Source organism: Thermoactinomyces sp. CICC 10522, from assembly GCF_016055075.1.
GTDB lineage: Bacteria > Bacillota > Bacilli > Thermoactinomycetales > Thermoactinomycetaceae > Thermoactinomyces_A > Thermoactinomyces_A daqus.
In genome coordinates this window covers 20,858-36,930 of record NZ_JAECVY010000017.1, presented here as the reverse complement: position 1 = coordinate 36,930, position 16,073 = coordinate 20,858, and the positions used below count along the sequence as shown (strand labels likewise).

Genomic DNA, 16,073 nt, shown 5'->3' with positions numbered 1-16,073 from the left:
GAGTGGAGTTTACGGGGAACCTTCAAAGGCTAAATGAGGCACCGGGGTGGGTCAATTTTAAACCGGCTGAAGTGGGTCAATTTAATCCCGGCGTTGACACCATTTCGGAAATAGGTGGAAATCAGGCTGAAAAAAGTACCGAAAATGATTATGGGGTTGGAGCTACTGGCTTTGGTCCATCAAAATATAAGCGTTTGAGCTGTCAAAACTGACGAAGAAGTTCCGACTCCCGTATTTCTGAATCGAGCCATGTTTCGACTCGCTCCTCCTATCGATGGATTCTCGCTCCAATGTGAGGGAGAGGTTTTTTCTTTCACCATCAAAGCAAAAGAAGAGGTAGTTTCATTCGGTCACGGATATAATCGACAATCTGAGCAGGCACTTCTTCGAGTTTAGGAAAATAGCCCAACCGTTGCGAAGTCTTCAATAAAATCATTGCGCTTAGCAAGGATTTAGGGCCCCGTGTTAATTCGTATACAAACCGAACTTCTTCGCCCGAAGGTTTGTATACCCGTTCCAACTCTTTTCGGTGTATGAACGCTTGTGCCGGGGAGATGCAGTACGCTCAATAGATGCCAAGGTCAATCCCCCCTCATGCTGTAGTCAAGTTTATTTGTTCACTACATCTACCCCTAGCTTGATGATAGGGTGGAGGTTCATTCCGATTGTGTGTCAATGCGGCGATGCACGCTTCACGTATCTCCCACACTTTTCTCCAGTCCTTGATGGGCACGCCTGAGGATGTCACCCAGTGTTTCAAATAATCTTGATGAAACCGTATCTTTTCCTCCCCAATTCCTTCGGGTGTAATCTCTTTTTCCGCCAGGAATGAAAGGTGATCCCATCCGTTTGACCAGTCAGACGCGTGAAATCCAAATACCGCAAAGCCGTATCTCTTTAACACCTCGCCAACATCGGGTGTGTTGGCCTTATTCATCAAATAAATGCCGACCATCAACCGGACGGGAATGTTGTTTTCCTCCGCCAACATGGCCAACAGCGCGTGCTTCGTACTACATGTCCCTTTCCCCTCGCGCAAGACTGATCGCGCATCCACCCGGTCTGCATTCCGCCCGTACGGCAACGTCTGCAAATAACAGGAGGCTTCCTGGAACGTCTGTACACCCAAAAACTGAAACGCCTGGGACACTTCTCCCACAGGTTGCAAACAAAAATCCAAACGTTGTTCAGAGCTTTTCATTCCCTCACCCTCTCGAATCAGATTCATCTGATTTGATAGTACTTTTTTCGATAATCATTCTAAAAAGTCCCTTTAATAAAAAACTATTCTTATGTTTCGCTTGCAAAAGCTCAAGGTAAACATTTAGGGAGACCCAAGTTCAATTTACAGACGCTGTCCCTTGAGCAACGCCAGTTATTAGCCTCTCACTATTCGAGATGGAAAAACAAATAGATTACAGCCGTTGAATTCATGCGGTTACTCGGGCTGAAAAAGAACTCATTTTATAAGGTAGTCAAAGAGTACTAGAGCAAGTGATATCTATAAATAATTGGCCAATATGAAATAAAGCCGTTCCTTTACCAGGAATCGGCTTTTTCTAACTTTCCCCATTTGTAACTATATATTTTACACGTATCTCGGACTTCCCCCGGTATACAACATATTTCTCCTCCTCGATTAATACATTAATCCCTCCTCCAAGGTAAGGGTCAAGCGCTTTATAAAAATTGTTTGCGGAAATCGGGAATAAAAAACCCCCTCCCGTTTGCAATGAGAGGGGGTGAGACATTTTCATCCTTGCTTGATCGCTTGCTCTCTTAATACCCGCTTTAACACTTTTCCTACGTTGTTTTTTGGAAGTGAATCGATAAATACCACTTCCGATACTTTATAATTGGCCAATTTTTGGTGGCAGTGATATAACACGTCTGCTTCCGTCAAATTGGAGCCGGGTTTTTTGACGATATATGCCCGTGGAATTTCTCCCCAAACTGCATGAGGAATCCCGATCAGAGCCACTTCCAGAACATCGTCCAGCTCTTTGATCACACCTTCGACCTGGGCAGGATAAATATTGGTTCCTCCGCAGATGATCATATCCTTGTATCGATCCAAAACGTATAAGAAGCCATCTTCATCAACTTTTCCCGCATCTCCGGTACAGAACCATCCATCCCTCAGTGCTTTTCTCGTAGCTTCCGGGTTATTCCAGTATCCCATGAAAAGCTGCGGCCCTCTGATCAAAATTTCTCCTACTTCACCAGTGGGCACTTCTTGACCGGTTTCGGGATTTATAATCTTGAGTTCACCTCCCAAAATGGTCTTCCCGGATGAGATGCATTTTTCCATGCCCATATGGGGATGCCAGACGGAAAACAGGCCTGTACATTCCGTGCACCCGTAGACTTGTGTGATCTCATATCCGTAAAGATCGTATTGTTCAATCAGTTTTCTCGGAACCGGCGATCCCCCCACGATAAAGTTTCGCAGGGAAGTAATCTCTTTCTGGCTCCTCATCAGTTCAGGCAGCATATAGATGAACATCGTCGGAACGGCGAACATGGTGGCGATTCTCTCCGCCTCGATTAATTCCCATATTTTTGAAGGGTCGAAATCTTCCATAAAGACAATAGTCATCCCTTGATAAATCGCGCCCAATGTAATGATGATTCCGCTAACATGAAACAGCGGGGCAGCTGCGAGATAGCGGTCGCGAAAACGCCATTCCAATGCATTTGCAGTGGCAATCACACTGAAAATCCAGCTTTTGTGGCTGGTGACCACGCCCTTTGGATTGCCGGTAGTGCCGGAAGTATAAATAATGGTTGCCGGATCATCTTCGTGGAGCACAACATCAGGTTCGTCAACAGGACGGTTATGTAATAGGGTTTCGAGAGAAAGAAGGCCATCTATGCCGGATTCTGCTCGGATCTCCGTAAACTGGAGATCTGGTTTTTTGGCTTCGGAAAGCAAGAAAGAGAATTCCTTGTCATAAAAGACGACTGCAGGTTTACTATCCCTTAAGATGTATTCCAGCTCATTGGGATTCAGTCGCCAATTCAACGGAACGGCAATTGCCCCCAATTTCATCGTAGCAAGAACAATAACCGGAAACAAATAATTGTTCTTACACAGGATAGCGATGCGATCTCCCTTTTTCACCTTTAATTCCAACAAATAATGGGCCATTTGATTGACTCTGTGATTGTACTCCTGGTAAGTATATCGTTTCCCGCGATCCACCAGCGCTTCTAATCCCGGAGTAAAATGAACCCGATAATTCATGATGTCTGTAATTGTACGCATAAAATCCTCCTTTTGGACAACGCTTTCTCCACTGCAGAGCTTTTGATATTGTATATGATTTTAGAAAGAAACCCTTACCGATTATATTCCGGTTAATTGAAGTCCACGAGATCGCAATCACCAGAGCCAAGATAAACTATCCTTTTTCATTTTAGATTTTTTTATTTATATGGTCAATTTTATTGAAGAAAAAAAGGATTGACCTTTACGCAAACGGAAAGGTGTACAGTAATAGCACAGGGGGTGAACACATGGAATACACGGTACAGAAACTGGCCTGTCTGGCAGGAATCAGTGCCAGAACGCTTCGGTATTATGATGAGATCGGAATTCTGAAGCCGGCCAGATACAACTCCTCAAGTTACAGGATCTACGGTCATGCGGAAGTTGACCGCTTGCAGCAAATCCTATTCTACAAAGAGTTGGGAGTCCGTCTTGAGGTAATCAAAGAGATCGTCACTTCCCCTGACTATGACGGACTGGAAGCATTGCGGGCACACCGACGGCAACTGCTTGACAAAAGAAAGCGGTTGGATATGCTGATTGTCAATGTGGAAAAAACCATTGCCTCCATGGAAGGGAGAATCATCATGACTGATCAGGAGAAATTTGAAGGTTTGAAACAGCAGATGATTGACGAGAACGAAGCCAAATATGGTGAAGAAATTCGTGCCAAATACGGCGATGAAGCCGTGGATCGCTCCAATGAAAAACTGAAAAACATGACCAGAGAAGAATTTGAAGCGATGACCCGGCTGGAAGAGGAAATTCAGTCGACGCTGGCCAAGGCATTTGCCACTGGTGATCCGGCTGGCGAACTTGCACAAAAAACGGCGGCGCTGCATAAACGTTGGCTGACGTTCCACTGGAGCGATTACAGCAGGGAAGCACACGCCGGCCTTGCCCAAATGTATGTGGATGATGAGCGCTTCAAGGCATACTATGAAAAGCAGCCTGGCATGACCGAATTTTTAAGAGACGCGATTCTCATCTTTACCGGGATGAGGAAATGACAGAGTGCACAAAAAAGTTCCTGGCGGAAATCCAGGAGCTTTTTCTTTTAAACGCAAAGGCGTGCTATTTGGTTCCCGGAGCCGGTTGATCCACTCCCCTGACCCGGTGCCGATGTCCGGCATCCTCCGATGTATAAAAATCATAATAATGAACATGCATACCATTTCCCACCGGGATGGCCGGTCCGGAATAAGCCTTGTAATAATGCGTGTGACCACTTTCAAAGACAACATAACCTTCCGTATAGTGAATGTGGCTCCCGTCCTTTGTCGGAATTGGCGGGGAGGAAACATCCAAACATTGATGAACATGACCGGCATCAACGGACGTATAATCAACCGAACCGTGGTTGTGATTGGGAACAAAACCGCTGACAAAATCGCTTTTTCCCACTCTGTCCATTCGACTCACCCCTGTTCCTCAGACCTTTCTTTTTTTTGATTGATATGCCGGATTATCTACCTTTATGAGATGCCGGCCACGGCTGCAAAGCAAAATAAAAAATCCTACATCACCAAAGGACGTAGGATGCAAATCAATTTCGGATTTTGCGGACGCGGTTGATCATCGTGCCACCAGCTTGTTCGTATTGCCATATTCCCCGATTCTCTTGTTTGGCTTTCTCTTCGATTCGTTTAAATTCATCCAAAACCTTGATCTCTTCTTTGATGCCCCGCGCTTTTTTGGGGAAGATACACTTGGCCAAACCTTTTCGCAAAAGCAATTTTTGCAAATGCTGGTCATCGACATAAACATGCGCCAGCAGACGTCCGTATTGGTCGCGGTTAAGCTTTCCTTGTTCGATGTAGACCTGTTTCGCCTTCTTCAACTGGCTGACAATATACCTTTTAGCTTCCAACGCTTTGAAATGCTCCAGCAGATTGACAGCGTTCAACTCCGGGGTATCGACATACAAGAAGCGCACCCGTTCCACTCTTCCGTCTATTTTTACCTTTATTGTGTCTCCATCAACAACCCGAATCACTCTCACCGGTTTTCTGCCCTTTATAAGTGGCACACCATTCATCTCCTCTGTGTTTATGGTTGTCCACTTCCCTTATTTTTTTATTATAGCATAATTTTTTTCCTATTTATAAAATTGGAATCGAAGTGTGTTTAGTTTTTTCGGGTGAATCGGGCTGTTCTTCTTTTCTCGCATCTTCCGTATTTACACGCTTTCCGGGTGGTACAGTTCGTAAACGGCGGCGGGAAGCTGTCTTTTTGTTCTTATTCGTTAAATGGCCAAGGGGGAAGCATCTTGCGCAAAGGCTTGTCCACACGATACCCGAGCGCATATTCTCCTTGCATCAGGGTGTGAATCTCCCGTGTTCCTTCATAAATGACAGGAGCTTTTGCATTGCGCAAGTAGCGCTCCACCGGATATTCATTGGAATAACCGTATGCCCCGTGGATTTGCACGGCATCGTTGGCCGCTTCAAAGGCAGCATCACAAGCAATCCACTTGGCCAATGAGGTTTCCCGCGTGTTGCGCTTCCCCTGATTTTTTAACCAGCCGGCCCGGTAGACGAGCAAGCGGGATATTTCCAGATTGGCGGACATTTTGGCAATCATTTGCTGGACCAATTGGTGTTTGCCGATTTCCTTGCCAAAGGTTTTCCGTTCATGGCAATACTTGATGCTCGCCTCCAAACAGGCGTTAATCAGGCCGCATGCTCCGGCAGCCACCGTGAAACGGCCATTGTCCAAAGCTGACATGGCGATTTTAAACCCTTCTCCCTCTTCGCCCAGCCGATTTTCCACCGGCACCCGAACCTCCTCCAAAAACACTTCGCCGGTATTGCCGGCCCGAATCCCCAATTTCCCTTTGATCGCGCGGGTCGTCACGCCGGGGAACGTTCGTTCAACGATAAAGCAGCTGATTCCCCGATGTTTCTTGTCGGGATCGGTTTTGGCGAAGATAAGAAAATGATCGGCGATATCACAAAGCGAAATCCATGTCTTCTGTCCGTTCAGGATATATTCGTCTCCCGCCCGCTTTGCCGTGGTCACCATGGCGGCAACATCTGATCCGGCATTGGGTTCTGTTAGACCGAAAGCGCCAATCTTCTCCCCTCGCGCTTGCGGCACCAAATACTTTTGTTTTTGCAACTCGGTTCCCCATTGGAGAATCGTCATGCTGTTCAGTCCCGTGTGAACCGATACGGCGGTGCGGAAAGCGGTGTCCCCCCGTTCCAGCTCATCACAAACAATCGCCAATGTGTTATAATCCATGCCCGCTCCGCCGTACTTTTCGGGAATGCAAACCCCCATTAATGACAATTCGGCCAACCGCTCGATTACAGAGGTTTCAAAATGCCCTTTGGCATCCCATTCCCGAATAAAGGGGTTGATTTCCCTGTCAACAAATGAGCGTACTAACTTCCGGACGGCTTCCTGCTCTTCTGTAAGGGCAAAATTCAGCATTGAGATCCCCTCTTCCTTTCTGTTGAAATCGGGTTTGTCCCTGTCATTCATCCTTTAGCTGCCTTAAAATCGTTGTCACCCCGGAAACAAGCTTTTCCATCAATTCGCCGGCGGTTACAGAAGAACAAAGGCGCGTTGCCTGCCCGGCCCATAAAGACATCCATTCGGGGTTGTTTTGCCGTGCCGCTTCCTGTCGCAAATCCCGTGTCAAACCGTTGAGAACCGGATAATCGGGAATGTCCTGTTCATCCAGCTTCTCCATTACTTCCACCATCGTATTCCTGATCCCGCGAGCGGCTTTTCCCGTCAAAGACCGGGTTACCACTGTGCTTTCTTCGGTGCTGTTTAAAATCATCTTCTTATGCTGAACGTGGGCCCCGCTTTCCACACAGGGCAAAAATGCGGTACCCAGCTGCACCCCGGCCGCCCCCAAAGCCAAACTGGCAACAATGCCCCGGCTATCAGCAATTCCCCCGGCCGCGATGACGGGAATGTCAACCTGATCAACGATTTGCGGCACCAATGCCATGGTTCCGATCAGCGCCTGCCGGTACGAACCGGCAAAGGTTCCCCGGTGACCGCCGGCCTCACTTCCCTGGGCCACAATGGCATCCACTCCGCTTTCCCGTAATTGCACCGCTTCCCGAACCGTGGTCGCTGTTCCGATGAGAATGATTCCTTTCTCTTTCATCATCCTGATCAGTTTCTTGGAAAGGAGACCAAAAGTGAAACTGAATACCGGCACTTCCTCTTCCAAAACGATGTTCACTTGTTCCTCGAACGATTCCGCAAACGTCTTCACTTTCGGTTCCGGCTCCATCCCCCGCTGTTCCCGGTAGGGAGCTAGATATTGATTCACGCGGGAAATTTGCTCCGGGTTCACTTCGACCGGCCCGGGTATGAACAAGTTGACCGCAAAAGGTCGGTTGGTTCGATTTCTAATATCCCGAATTGCTTCTCGTATCTGCTTTGGTGTTAGATATCCTGCTCCGAGAGAGCCCAACCCGCCCGCGTTGGAAACAGCGGCCACCAACTCGGGAGTTGTCGGTCCGCCTGCCATCGGCGCCTGAATAATCGGATAGTCAATCTTCAGCATTTTACTCAGTTCTGTATCCGCCCACATACCATCTTCCTCCGCTCCATTAAGAATTGTCAGGGGTTAAGGAACGCTCGTCCTTTTGGTATAATAATGCAAAAAGAAAGGAGTTTGATTATGGCCCGTACGGAGTCCAATATGTTTCCCCTCGGCGCCGACGCCCCCTTGTTTTCCCTGCCTGATGTCATCTCAGGCAAAAACGTTTCATTGACTGAACAAAAATCGGATATTGCCACAGTGATCATGTTTATTTGCAATCATTGCCCGTTTGTCAAGCATGTGCAACCAGAACTGGTTCGTTTGGCTAACGACTATATCCCCAAAGGGATCTCCTTTATTGCGATCAATTCCAACGATGCGGTAAAATATCCCGACGACTCTCCGGAAAAGATGAAGGAAGTGGCCGAAGAATTCAAGTATCCGTTTCCCTATCTCTTTGATGAAACACAGGAAGTCGCCAAAGCATACCAAGCTGCATGCACTCCGGACTTCTATATCTTTGACAAGAATTTGAAATGCGTGTACCGCGGACAACTGGATGACTCCCGCCCGGGCAATGAAATCCCGGTCACAGGCGAATCGATTCGCGGCGCTCTGGATCAAATTCTGAACAATGAACCGGTCACTGTAAAACAGAAGCCGAGTCTCGGTTGCAATATCAAATGGAAGGAATAGTGCGCAAAAGACGTTTCCCCCGCGGAGACGTCTTTTTTGTTACGGTCTGTCTCTTTCCCCTATAGCAATAGTACAATAATACATATTATTTTTACAAAGGCTATCGGAAGGTGAAATCCTAAATCTTATTCAAGCGGACCGGGAAAAATCAGAGAAAAGAGGCTTGGCTCCTCATATCCCGCCAAGCCTCGTCTTTGATTAAAGCACAACCTTTACTTTATATTCGCGCAACCAGGAATCGATCTGGATCAAGCGTTCAATAAAGCTGAGAAGTTGAAAGGAAACTTCCTGCCCCTGAATCCCTTTCAGAAAATCACGTAATTTCGAAGTGGAGACAAGCGGAAGAAGGGGAGAATGGGCATCATTTAAAATGGCGCTCAGGCGGTCGCGGATCAATTGCAGATAAGTGGGACTGTACGTGGAAGGATACGGGCTTTTCCGCCGATACAGAACATCATGCGGGAGTACATCTGCAAAGGCGCGACGCAAAATGCCTTTTTCAATCTCATCCACACATTTCATTTTCCATGGAATGTTCCACACATATTCGACCAACCGATAATCACAGAACGGCACCCGCACTTCCAGACCGGTTGCCATACTCATGCGGTCTTTTCGTTCCAGCAGCATCAGGAGAAAATATTTCTGGTTCAAGTAAAGAACTTCGCGCATCCGCGCCTCCTCTTTTTCCTCCCCGTCCAGCCGCGGAACCTTTTGCAGCGCTTCCAAATACCGTGTCCTGATGTACTCCTCGGGACGGATCGCCTTTTTCATCTCTTCGGATAAATAAGAGAAAGGCTCATCTTGATGCGAGATAACAGCCGCCCAGGGGAATGTATCCGCTTCCACCATTTCCTTCATGTGAAACCAGATATATCCCCCGAACACTTCATCGGCAGATTCCCCGGAAAGGGCGACAGTTGCAGATTTCTTCATCTCTTTAAACAGCAAATAGAGGGATGTATCCATATTTCCCGATCCCGGCAAATCGCGGGCACGGTAACTGATGCTTAAATGTTGGATCAGATCTTCATCATTGAAAATGACCAGTTGATGATCCGTTTTGGCATGTTCGGAAACCCTTTTTACCCAAGGCGTATCCAAACTGCGATGCATCAGGTTTTCCTTGAAATCCCGTTCGCTGTTCACAAAATCAACCGAAAACGTCCGCAGCGGCTCTTTTCCCTGTTTCCGGTATTCTTCGGCGGCAATGGCCGCGATCCCGCTGGAATCGAGCCCGCCGGACAACAGGGAAACTACCGGCATATCGGCCACCAACTGCCGTTTCACAGTATCTCTCAGCAATTCGCGAATATGGAGATAGGTTGTTTTCAAATCATCGGTATGCGGTTTGCTTTGCAGCTCCCAATAAATGCTCTCCTGTTTCCCCCGCTGTGTAAAACGAATCAACTGGCCGGGCAATACTTCTTTGATCCCGCGATATACCGCGTGTCCCGGTGTTCTCACTCCCATTACAAAGAGTTCTGCCAACCCTTCTGCATCCACTTCCGGATTTATATCAGGATGCGCGAAAAGTGCTTTCATTTCCGAAGCGAAAAAAACGGACTCCCCGATTTGAGCATAAAAAAGCGGTTTGACTCCGAGATGGTCTCTGACCAATAACAGTTCTCTGTTTCTTTCATCCCAGACAGCAAAGGCAAAAATCCCGTTTAATTTTTTGGGTAATTCCTCTCCCCATTGCAGATAGCCCCGCAATACCACTTCCGTATCGGAACGAGTCTTAAACCGATGGCCAAGAGACTGTAATTCTTGACGCAACTCTTGAAAATTATAAATTTCCCCATTATAGGCGAGAACCACCCGTCCCCGCGATTCCTCGTATACCATCGGTTGAACCCCGCCATCCGGGTCGATCACAATGAGACGGCGGTGACCGATGGCAGCTGTGGGAGAAACCCATACCGCTTGCTGATCCGGACCGCGCCAGTAAAGTGTTTTTGTCATCGCTTCTATCGTGGCCCTCTCACTGCTCAAATCCCTTTTCCAGTCAATCCAACCGACGATTCCGCACATGGGATCTCTCTCCTCTTTTATGGCTTGAAAAAATAACGTTTCAATTAAATTTAAACAAAAGAAAATTAAAATTCTTTTACATCCAAATTAAATTAGTTTTACAAATATTACGCAAACGGAAATTTCCGCCTGAGCTAAAACTGTTTCTTCCAGTATTGGGTGGCATTGTTCGATCTCTTTCAGTCGTTTTTACTAAAAAATGAGGGGATCATCTGACCCCCTCAATCCATCACTTGTTTCCGCCTTAATGCGTGGCACCTTTAAGGAAATTTTTATAACTCAGCATTGCTCCGCACAAGCCTATGACGGCAATGGTGAGAAGGATGCCGACGGACCAGCCGATCTCCGCCAGTTGACCGCCATGAAGCAAAATATCCAGGTATCCTTTTTGCGCCCAATACTGCGGAAACACCTTTGCAGCTTTCTGAAGAAAACCGGGCAAGAGATTGATCGGGAACCACAGCCCTCCCAATGCAGCTCCAGCCAAAGCGAGAATCTGCGTACAGGCCATCACCATTTGTTCATTTTTAAACAGGAAGGTGATCAATAATCCGATGGCCGTTGTGGTTAACGCCAGAGACAAGGAGAGTACGATCAGCGCCGGTGCATTTCCGATTTCCAATCCGTACACCAAGTGGCCAAAAGTGAACAGGACCAGGATCTGCACACAAACAAGCAGAAAATTGGGAATCCAGATCCCGATGAGATACTGAAGGCGATTCATCGGCGTGCTTAACAGGCGTGAAAGCATCCCGCCTTCGCGTTCGCGCATCAGCGTTCGCGCCAGGCTGATTATTGTGTAAAACGCGAACATCACCGTATAACCAGGAACAAACTGGGTGACCGCATTCACCTTTTTCACCAGTTGCTCCTTGGCATCGATGGTGACGGGCGGAGTAAGAATCGCCTGTTCCAGATTTTTGTTTCCATTTGTGGTTTGGATGACATACGATTTTATTTTGTTATCTTTATAGGATTGGACGACCGAGTTGACCACGGTTTTTACCGGCTCCACCTCTTGTTGGGCATCCTGGCTGCCGGCATAATAAAAATCAATCTGAGTTTGTTTTCCGGCTTTGATCTTTTCTTCAAACCCTTTCGGAATAACGATGAAAGTGGAGATATCGCCGTTTCGGATATCTTTGATCGCTTTTTGCTTGTCGGTTTCCTTGAACAGCTTAAACCCTTTCACGTTTTCCATCGCTTTGACAAAAGCTCCGGACATCGTTGAGTGATCCAGATCCTGATAATAAACTTTAAAGGTATAGTTTTGATTATTAAAGATGGTAGCAAAGATCACGATAAACACAATCGGTATAATGAAGATCCACACAAAGGTACCCCTGTCCTTCAACATACGCTTGATTTCTTTTTTGATTAAGGCTTTGACCATGTTCTTGTCACTCCTAATCCCGCAAACTTTTTCCCGTCAAGGACAGGAATATATCTTCCAATGTCATTTTGGAAAGCTCAAGACGGCCCACTGATATCTCCTGCTGTTTTAACCAAAGAGCGAGTTGATTCATCACGCCCAATGGATCTTCGGAGCAAATGAGCCAGCCATCCTTTTTAGCCAGAACTTCGCCGAAGTTTTGCAGCGATTCCGCGGACACCTCGTCTGCTTCAAGATAAACGCCGGCAGTGGAATATTTGTCGATTAAACCGGCAATGTCGCCGCTCTCCAGCACTTTCCCGTTATCCACCAACGCGATTTCCTCACAGATCGCTTCTACTTCCTCCATGTAATGGCTGGAATAAAGAATAGTCTTTTTATCCTCTTTCAACGCATAAATCATCTCAAAAATATAGTTCCGCGATTGCGGGTCAACCCCGACGGTCGGTTCATCCATGATGATGAAGTCCGGATTGTGCATTAAAGCGCACCCGATATTAATCCGGCGTTTCATCCCGCCGGAGAATGATTTTACTGGATCATTTCCCCGCTCAGCCAATCCGACGAGCCGGAGAACTTCGTCGACCCGCTGTCGCAGTTCATTTCCCTTCATCCTGTACATTGATCCGAAAAACATCAGATTGTCCCGGGCGGTCAATGTCTCGTGCAATACGATATCCTGGGGAACATAGCCGATTTTCCTTTTTAATTCTGCTTTTCGTTCACGAATGTCAATGCCATTCATGCTGACTTCGCCTTCATATTCTTCCAGAACACCACAGAGAATCTTCATCAAAGTTGATTTTCCCGCACCATTGGGGCCGATTAAGCCAAAACAAATTCCTGACGGGATCGATAAGCTGATCCCGTCCAACGCTTGCTTATTCCCATATCTCTTCTTCAGATGCGCAATTTGAATCATCGTATCCCTCTCCATTCAGCTTCTCTATATATCAAGTTTTCTCTCCAAAATTGAGGCAGAGCAGCGAAGAACAAAGTAGGAAGAAAAGATCGCGATCAGGATAATCACTGCTGCTGCAAAAAAATATGGAGACAGATCAAACGTGCCAAGCCCGGTAAACATTAAATAGATGTTGCTGTTTCCAAAAAACGTTCCGATGGCATAATAGAATAAAATGGCGGCAAAAACGGTGAGGACGGTCATCGTGAAATGGAGTGTCCGGAGATTGGTATACCGAAGGACTCCCCTTAAAATGCCAAGTGAGACAAGCAAGGGACTTAAGCTGAGCAAAAGACTGTACCATGCCATCCCGGTCATCATAAATACAGCAACTGATTGAAAATGAAAGTGAAAGTGCCCGATGATGAATGCCATATAAACGGCATAAAGAAAAGCAAGCAGATAGGTTCCTGCCAACATTATCAACACTTTAAGCCATGCCGCAACGAATTTGGCAGCGATCAATTTAAAACGGGAATAGGGCAGAGAGAGCCACCAGCCTTCCGTTTTGTTGCGCCACTCATTTTTAATCGCCCCTGCTCCGACCGGAAACATTGCCCATGGAAGGCCCATCGTATAAAACCAGGCATTTTCCATATTGAATTTTCCGTGCATGGCGGAATATGTCGTAAGGACAATCCAGACCAGCATCATCAACGGCAAGAAAATCACCCACTGATTTCGCCGGCGACGTTGGTCCTCCTCATTCTTCCCACGTCTGATTGCCGATCCGATTCGATATTCATGTCTGACGAGAAACCAAAATAAACTCCCTTTTGGCAACATGTATCCCTCCTTTTGTTACCGGTACAGTTTCCTGAAGATATCGTGCATGGTTCCATATTTTCTTCGCAGCTCATCCGCTTCATCGGCCAGTACCGTTTGCCCGTTTTTTAAAAAAACCGCGTAATCAAACAGTCCCTCCACCTCATACAACTCATGGGTGCTGATCAGTATGGTCTGCTCCCTGTTGCTGAGATGCTCGATGAGAGCCTCGACAATCTGCTCACGGGAGATAACGTCAATTCCGGCAAATGGTTCATCCAGGACTACCAACGGAACCTCGCGGGCGAGACAAAGAACGAGCATCAGTCGTGCTTCTTGACCACGTGACATTTCTTTCACCCGTTTTCCATGGTCGATCTCCATCCATTCAGCCAACTTCTTTGCCTGATCGATCCGAAATCCGGGGAGCACTTGCCGTCCCCATTCAAAGGCATCGGAGGCGGTATGTTCCGGATACCACCGTGCCCTGTCCGGCAGATAGGCGAGTTGATGGTTCATCTTCCAACCGGGAGATTGACCCAAAACCTCTATTTGACCTTCATCCGGACAAACCAGTCCGGCAATGATCCGAAACAGCGTGGACTTACCCGACCCGTTCGGCCCCAGGATTCCGGTTACCTGATTGGAAGCAATCGACAAGGAGCATTCCTTGAGAGCTGTATCTTTTCCGTATCTCTTCGTCAACCGTTCGCATTGAACCGCAACTGCAGTCATGTGTCTCCTCCTTTTTGCTTTTTGTATCGTTCATAAATGGCAGACTCCAGTTCAGTCCACGTAAACCCGAGGCTTTCCATTTGCGCAAAAAATTCTTCAATATATTGTTCCATCAGTTCTCTCCGAAACCGGGCGATCTGCTCGCTTGAGGTGGTAATAAAAGTTCCTTGTCCGCGATGCTTTTCTGTCAGTCCGTCTCGTTCCAGTTCCTGATAAGCGCGCATAACCGTGTTCGGATTTACCCTCAGAGCCTTTGCCATTTCTCGAACTGAAGGAATTTTCTCACCGGGGTTGACCTTTCCCTTGGCGATGAGACTTCGAATTTGCTGCAGGATTTGCTCATAGATCGGTTGGCTTAAATCCAGTTGAAAGCGGAAAGAGCCAACCTGCCTTTCTTCCATAGGCCCCCCTCCGTTTCAGAAGCATCAGCTTTCTTAAGTGTATTATATCACTTAATACACTTAACACAAGTATTATTTTTGCCCTTTTTTTGCGAATCCCTGAAACAGGGGGACAAAGCGAAGAAAAAGACTACCTCTTCTTTCGAGATAGTCTTTTTCATTCTTCCATTTGCTATTAATGTTTGGCAGCGATCAATCCAAGCGGAATCCCTGCGACCGTGCCCATGCCCCCCAGGTGTCATACCATTGTCCGCTAACCAAAAACAATGTATTCCATGCCGTATACATTGTTAATCTTCTGTAACTCTTCTTTTTTCATCCGCGAAAGCATCAATCAGTTCCATAAAGTGTGTTAAAGCAGGTGTTGGTTGCATATCGTTTCGCCGGATAAAAAACGTGGTCGCATGTTTGTAAGCATCAGGCATGGAATGCAGTTTGATTTGCCCGCTGCGATCTTCCCGTGCGAATGAATGAGCGACCAAAGCGACGCCAAGGCCGGCTTTGACACAGCCCAACAGTCCGTCCAATGTACTGAATTCCATCCGCTTGACCGGACGGATTCCCTCTGCTCTCAGCCATTCCTCCAGTTTTGCCCGATAGCAGCAACCTGCGTTATATACCAAAATGGTCTGGTCTTGAAGGTCGCCGGCAGACCGGATTTGTTCATGATGAGGAGCCGTGATCAATACCAATTCCTCTTCCACAAAGACCGAAGACCTTAAGTCTGCATGATTTACGGGACCGACAACAAAAGCGCCATCCAACTCATAATGAAGAACCTGTTCGATCAATTGTTCCGAGTAACCCGTTGTCAACGATAGATCCACATCCGGATAGCTTTGGTGATACGCCTTTAACAATGATGGAAGATAAACGGCTGCCGTTGATTCGGTGGAACCCAGTTTCAACGGACCTTGTGGTGCAAGAAAAGCATTTCTTGCCTCGTTCATCAATTGCAAAATCCGGTCTGCATAATGAATCAAAATTCTTCCGCTGGGGGTTAAGGTCATTCCTTTCCCGTTACGATAAAACAACGACGTCTTCAACTCCCTCTCCAGCCGGGTGATACGGGTGGTAACGTTGGATTGCACGTAGTTAAGTTCTTCGGCTGCCTTCGTTACACTCTTATGACGTGCCACGGCCTGAAAAAATTGCAGGTCACGAAAATCCACCGCCTTCACCTCACTATCAAAAATATTGATTCACGATATCTAAATTCATTATTTTACATGATATCAGAATTAATTTAGACTTCAAATAAAAAGGAGGGATCTTTATTTGCAATCAGACTGTTAAACAAAAGAATT

At 46.9% G+C, this 16,073-nt stretch carries 17 protein-coding genes; 3 read left to right on the top strand and 14 right to left on the bottom strand.

Annotated elements, in window-relative coordinates:
* The coding region (locus I8U18_RS17845; RefSeq protein WP_232336417.1) for a hypothetical protein at positions 1-212 on the top strand (212 nt) is incomplete at its 5' end.
* A 107-nt stretch (positions 213-319) separates the two neighbouring features.
* Here the strand turns inward: I8U18_RS17845 and I8U18_RS18295 are convergent.
* From I8U18_RS18295 to I8U18_RS15440, 3 genes are all read right to left on the bottom strand, one after another.
* Positions 320-535 (bottom strand): DUF4158 domain-containing protein, encoded by a 216-nt coding sequence (locus I8U18_RS18295; RefSeq protein ID WP_370589271.1) that lies wholly within the window; start codon positions 533-535, stop codon positions 320-322.
* A 57-nt stretch (positions 536-592) separates the two neighbouring features.
* Entirely contained in the window at positions 593-1,201 is a 609-nt protein-coding gene (locus I8U18_RS15445) for a transglutaminase domain-containing protein (protein WP_198056234.1), read from the bottom strand.
* Positions 1,202-1,753: 552 nt separating this feature from the next.
* Positions 1,754-3,268 carry a class I adenylate-forming enzyme family protein gene (locus I8U18_RS15440; protein ID WP_198056235.1) on the bottom strand — a complete coding sequence of 505 codons (1,515 nt, stop codon included), beginning with the start codon at positions 3,266-3,268 and terminating at the stop codon, positions 1,754-1,756.
* 251 nt (positions 3,269-3,519) lie between these two features.
* Here I8U18_RS15440 and I8U18_RS15435 point away from each other — a divergent pair, with 251 nt between their 5' ends.
* Positions 3,520-4,281: a MerR family transcriptional regulator gene (locus tag I8U18_RS15435; RefSeq protein ID WP_198064973.1), complete on the top strand. Its 762-nt coding sequence runs from the start codon at positions 3,520-3,522 to the stop codon at positions 4,279-4,281.
* 64 nt (positions 4,282-4,345) lie between these two features.
* On the opposite strand, the gene I8U18_RS15430 is transcribed toward I8U18_RS15435, so the two are convergent.
* The 4 genes from I8U18_RS15430 to I8U18_RS15415 form a co-directional block, all read right to left on the bottom strand.
* On the bottom strand, positions 4,346-4,684 hold the full coding sequence (locus tag I8U18_RS15430) for a YmaF family protein (RefSeq protein ID WP_198059762.1): 339 nt from the start codon (positions 4,682-4,684) through the stop codon (positions 4,346-4,348).
* Between the two features lie 133 nt (positions 4,685-4,817).
* Positions 4,818-5,300 carry a thermonuclease family protein gene (locus tag I8U18_RS15425; RefSeq protein WP_198064972.1) on the bottom strand — a complete coding sequence of 161 codons (483 nt, stop codon included), beginning with the start codon at positions 5,298-5,300 and terminating at the stop codon, positions 4,818-4,820.
* Positions 5,301-5,509: 209 nt separating this feature from the next.
* Positions 5,510-6,706 carry an acyl-CoA dehydrogenase family protein gene (locus I8U18_RS15420; RefSeq protein WP_370589268.1) on the bottom strand — a complete coding sequence of 399 codons (1,197 nt, stop codon included), beginning with the start codon at positions 6,704-6,706 and terminating at the stop codon, positions 5,510-5,512.
* 43 nt (positions 6,707-6,749) lie between these two features.
* Positions 6,750-7,829 (bottom strand): NAD(P)H-dependent flavin oxidoreductase, encoded by a 1,080-nt coding sequence (locus tag I8U18_RS15415; protein ID WP_198056239.1) that lies wholly within the window; start codon positions 7,827-7,829, stop codon positions 6,750-6,752.
* A 90-nt stretch (positions 7,830-7,919) separates the two neighbouring features.
* On the opposite strand from I8U18_RS15415, the gene I8U18_RS15410 reads away from it, so the two are divergent.
* Positions 7,920-8,477 carry a thioredoxin family protein gene (locus I8U18_RS15410; protein WP_198064971.1) on the top strand — a complete coding sequence of 186 codons (558 nt, stop codon included), beginning with the start codon at positions 7,920-7,922 and terminating at the stop codon, positions 8,475-8,477.
* A 198-nt stretch (positions 8,478-8,675) separates the two neighbouring features.
* Here the strand turns inward: I8U18_RS15410 and asnB are convergent, their stop codons facing one another.
* From asnB to I8U18_RS15375, 7 genes are all read right to left on the bottom strand, one after another.
* Positions 8,676-10,511 (bottom strand): asparagine synthase (glutamine-hydrolyzing), encoded by a 1,836-nt coding sequence (asnB, locus tag I8U18_RS15405; protein WP_198064970.1) that lies wholly within the window; start codon positions 10,509-10,511, stop codon positions 8,676-8,678.
* A gap of 244 nt (positions 10,512-10,755) precedes the next feature.
* The gene (locus I8U18_RS15400) at positions 10,756-11,904 is read right to left on the bottom strand and encodes an ABC transporter permease (RefSeq protein ID WP_198064969.1); all 1,149 of its coding nucleotides are present in this window, start codon (positions 11,902-11,904) and stop codon (positions 10,756-10,758) included.
* A gap of 13 nt (positions 11,905-11,917) precedes the next feature.
* Positions 11,918-12,826 (bottom strand): ABC transporter ATP-binding protein, encoded by a 909-nt coding sequence (locus tag I8U18_RS15395; protein WP_198064968.1) that lies wholly within the window; start codon positions 12,824-12,826, stop codon positions 11,918-11,920.
* Between the two features lie 24 nt (positions 12,827-12,850).
* Positions 12,851-13,648 (bottom strand): ABC transporter permease, encoded by a 798-nt coding sequence (locus tag I8U18_RS15390; RefSeq protein ID WP_198064967.1) that lies wholly within the window; start codon positions 13,646-13,648, stop codon positions 12,851-12,853.
* 18 nt (positions 13,649-13,666) lie between these two features.
* Positions 13,667-14,365 (bottom strand): ABC transporter ATP-binding protein, encoded by a 699-nt coding sequence (locus I8U18_RS15385; protein ID WP_198059757.1) that lies wholly within the window; start codon positions 14,363-14,365, stop codon positions 13,667-13,669.
* Positions 14,362-14,766, bottom strand: a complete 405-nt coding sequence (locus I8U18_RS15380) for a GntR family transcriptional regulator (RefSeq protein WP_198064966.1) — start codon at positions 14,764-14,766, stop codon at positions 14,362-14,364. The genes I8U18_RS15385 and I8U18_RS15380 overlap by 4 nt, the downstream gene beginning before the upstream one ends.
* Positions 14,767-15,056: 290 nt before the next feature.
* A complete protein-coding gene (locus tag I8U18_RS15375; RefSeq protein WP_198064965.1) occupies positions 15,057-15,938 on the bottom strand; it encodes a LysR family transcriptional regulator in 882 nt (293 codons plus the stop codon).
* Positions 15,939-16,073 lie beyond the last annotated feature (135 nt).

Bases quoted from the DNA above. Each gene is read 5' to 3' on its own strand.
- I8U18_RS15445 (WP_198056234.1), bottom strand. From the start codon at position 1,201: ATGAAAAGCTCTGAACAACGTTTGGATTTTTGTTTGCAACCTGTGGGA.
- I8U18_RS15440 (WP_198056235.1), bottom strand. From the start codon at position 3,268: ATGCGTACAATTACAGACATCATGAATTATCGGGTTCATTTTACTCCG.
- I8U18_RS15435 (WP_198064973.1), top strand. From the start codon at position 3,520: ATGGAATACACGGTACAGAAACTGGCCTGTCTGGCAGGAATCAGTGCC.
- I8U18_RS15430 (WP_198059762.1), bottom strand. From the start codon at position 4,684: ATGGACAGAGTGGGAAAAAGCGATTTTGTCAGCGGTTTTGTTCCCAAT.
- I8U18_RS15420 (WP_370589268.1), bottom strand. From the start codon at position 6,706: ATGCTGAATTTTGCCCTTACAGAAGAGCAGGAAGCCGTCCGGAAGTTA.
- I8U18_RS15415 (WP_198056239.1), bottom strand. From the start codon at position 7,829: ATGTGGGCGGATACAGAACTGAGTAAAATGCTGAAGATTGACTATCCG.
- I8U18_RS15410 (WP_198064971.1), top strand. From the start codon at position 7,920: ATGGCCCGTACGGAGTCCAATATGTTTCCCCTCGGCGCCGACGCCCCC.
- asnB (WP_198064970.1), bottom strand. From the start codon at position 10,511: ATGTGCGGAATCGTCGGTTGGATTGACTGGAAAAGGGATTTGAGCAGT.
- I8U18_RS15400 (WP_198064969.1), bottom strand. From the start codon at position 11,904: ATGGTCAAAGCCTTAATCAAAAAAGAAATCAAGCGTATGTTGAAGGAC.
- I8U18_RS15395 (WP_198064968.1), bottom strand. From the start codon at position 12,826: ATGATTCAAATTGCGCATCTGAAGAAGAGATATGGGAATAAGCAAGCG.
- I8U18_RS15385 (WP_198059757.1), bottom strand. From the start codon at position 14,365: ATGACTGCAGTTGCGGTTCAATGCGAACGGTTGACGAAGAGATACGGA.
- I8U18_RS15380 (WP_198064966.1), bottom strand. From the start codon at position 14,766: ATGGAAGAAAGGCAGGTTGGCTCTTTCCGCTTTCAACTGGATTTAAGC.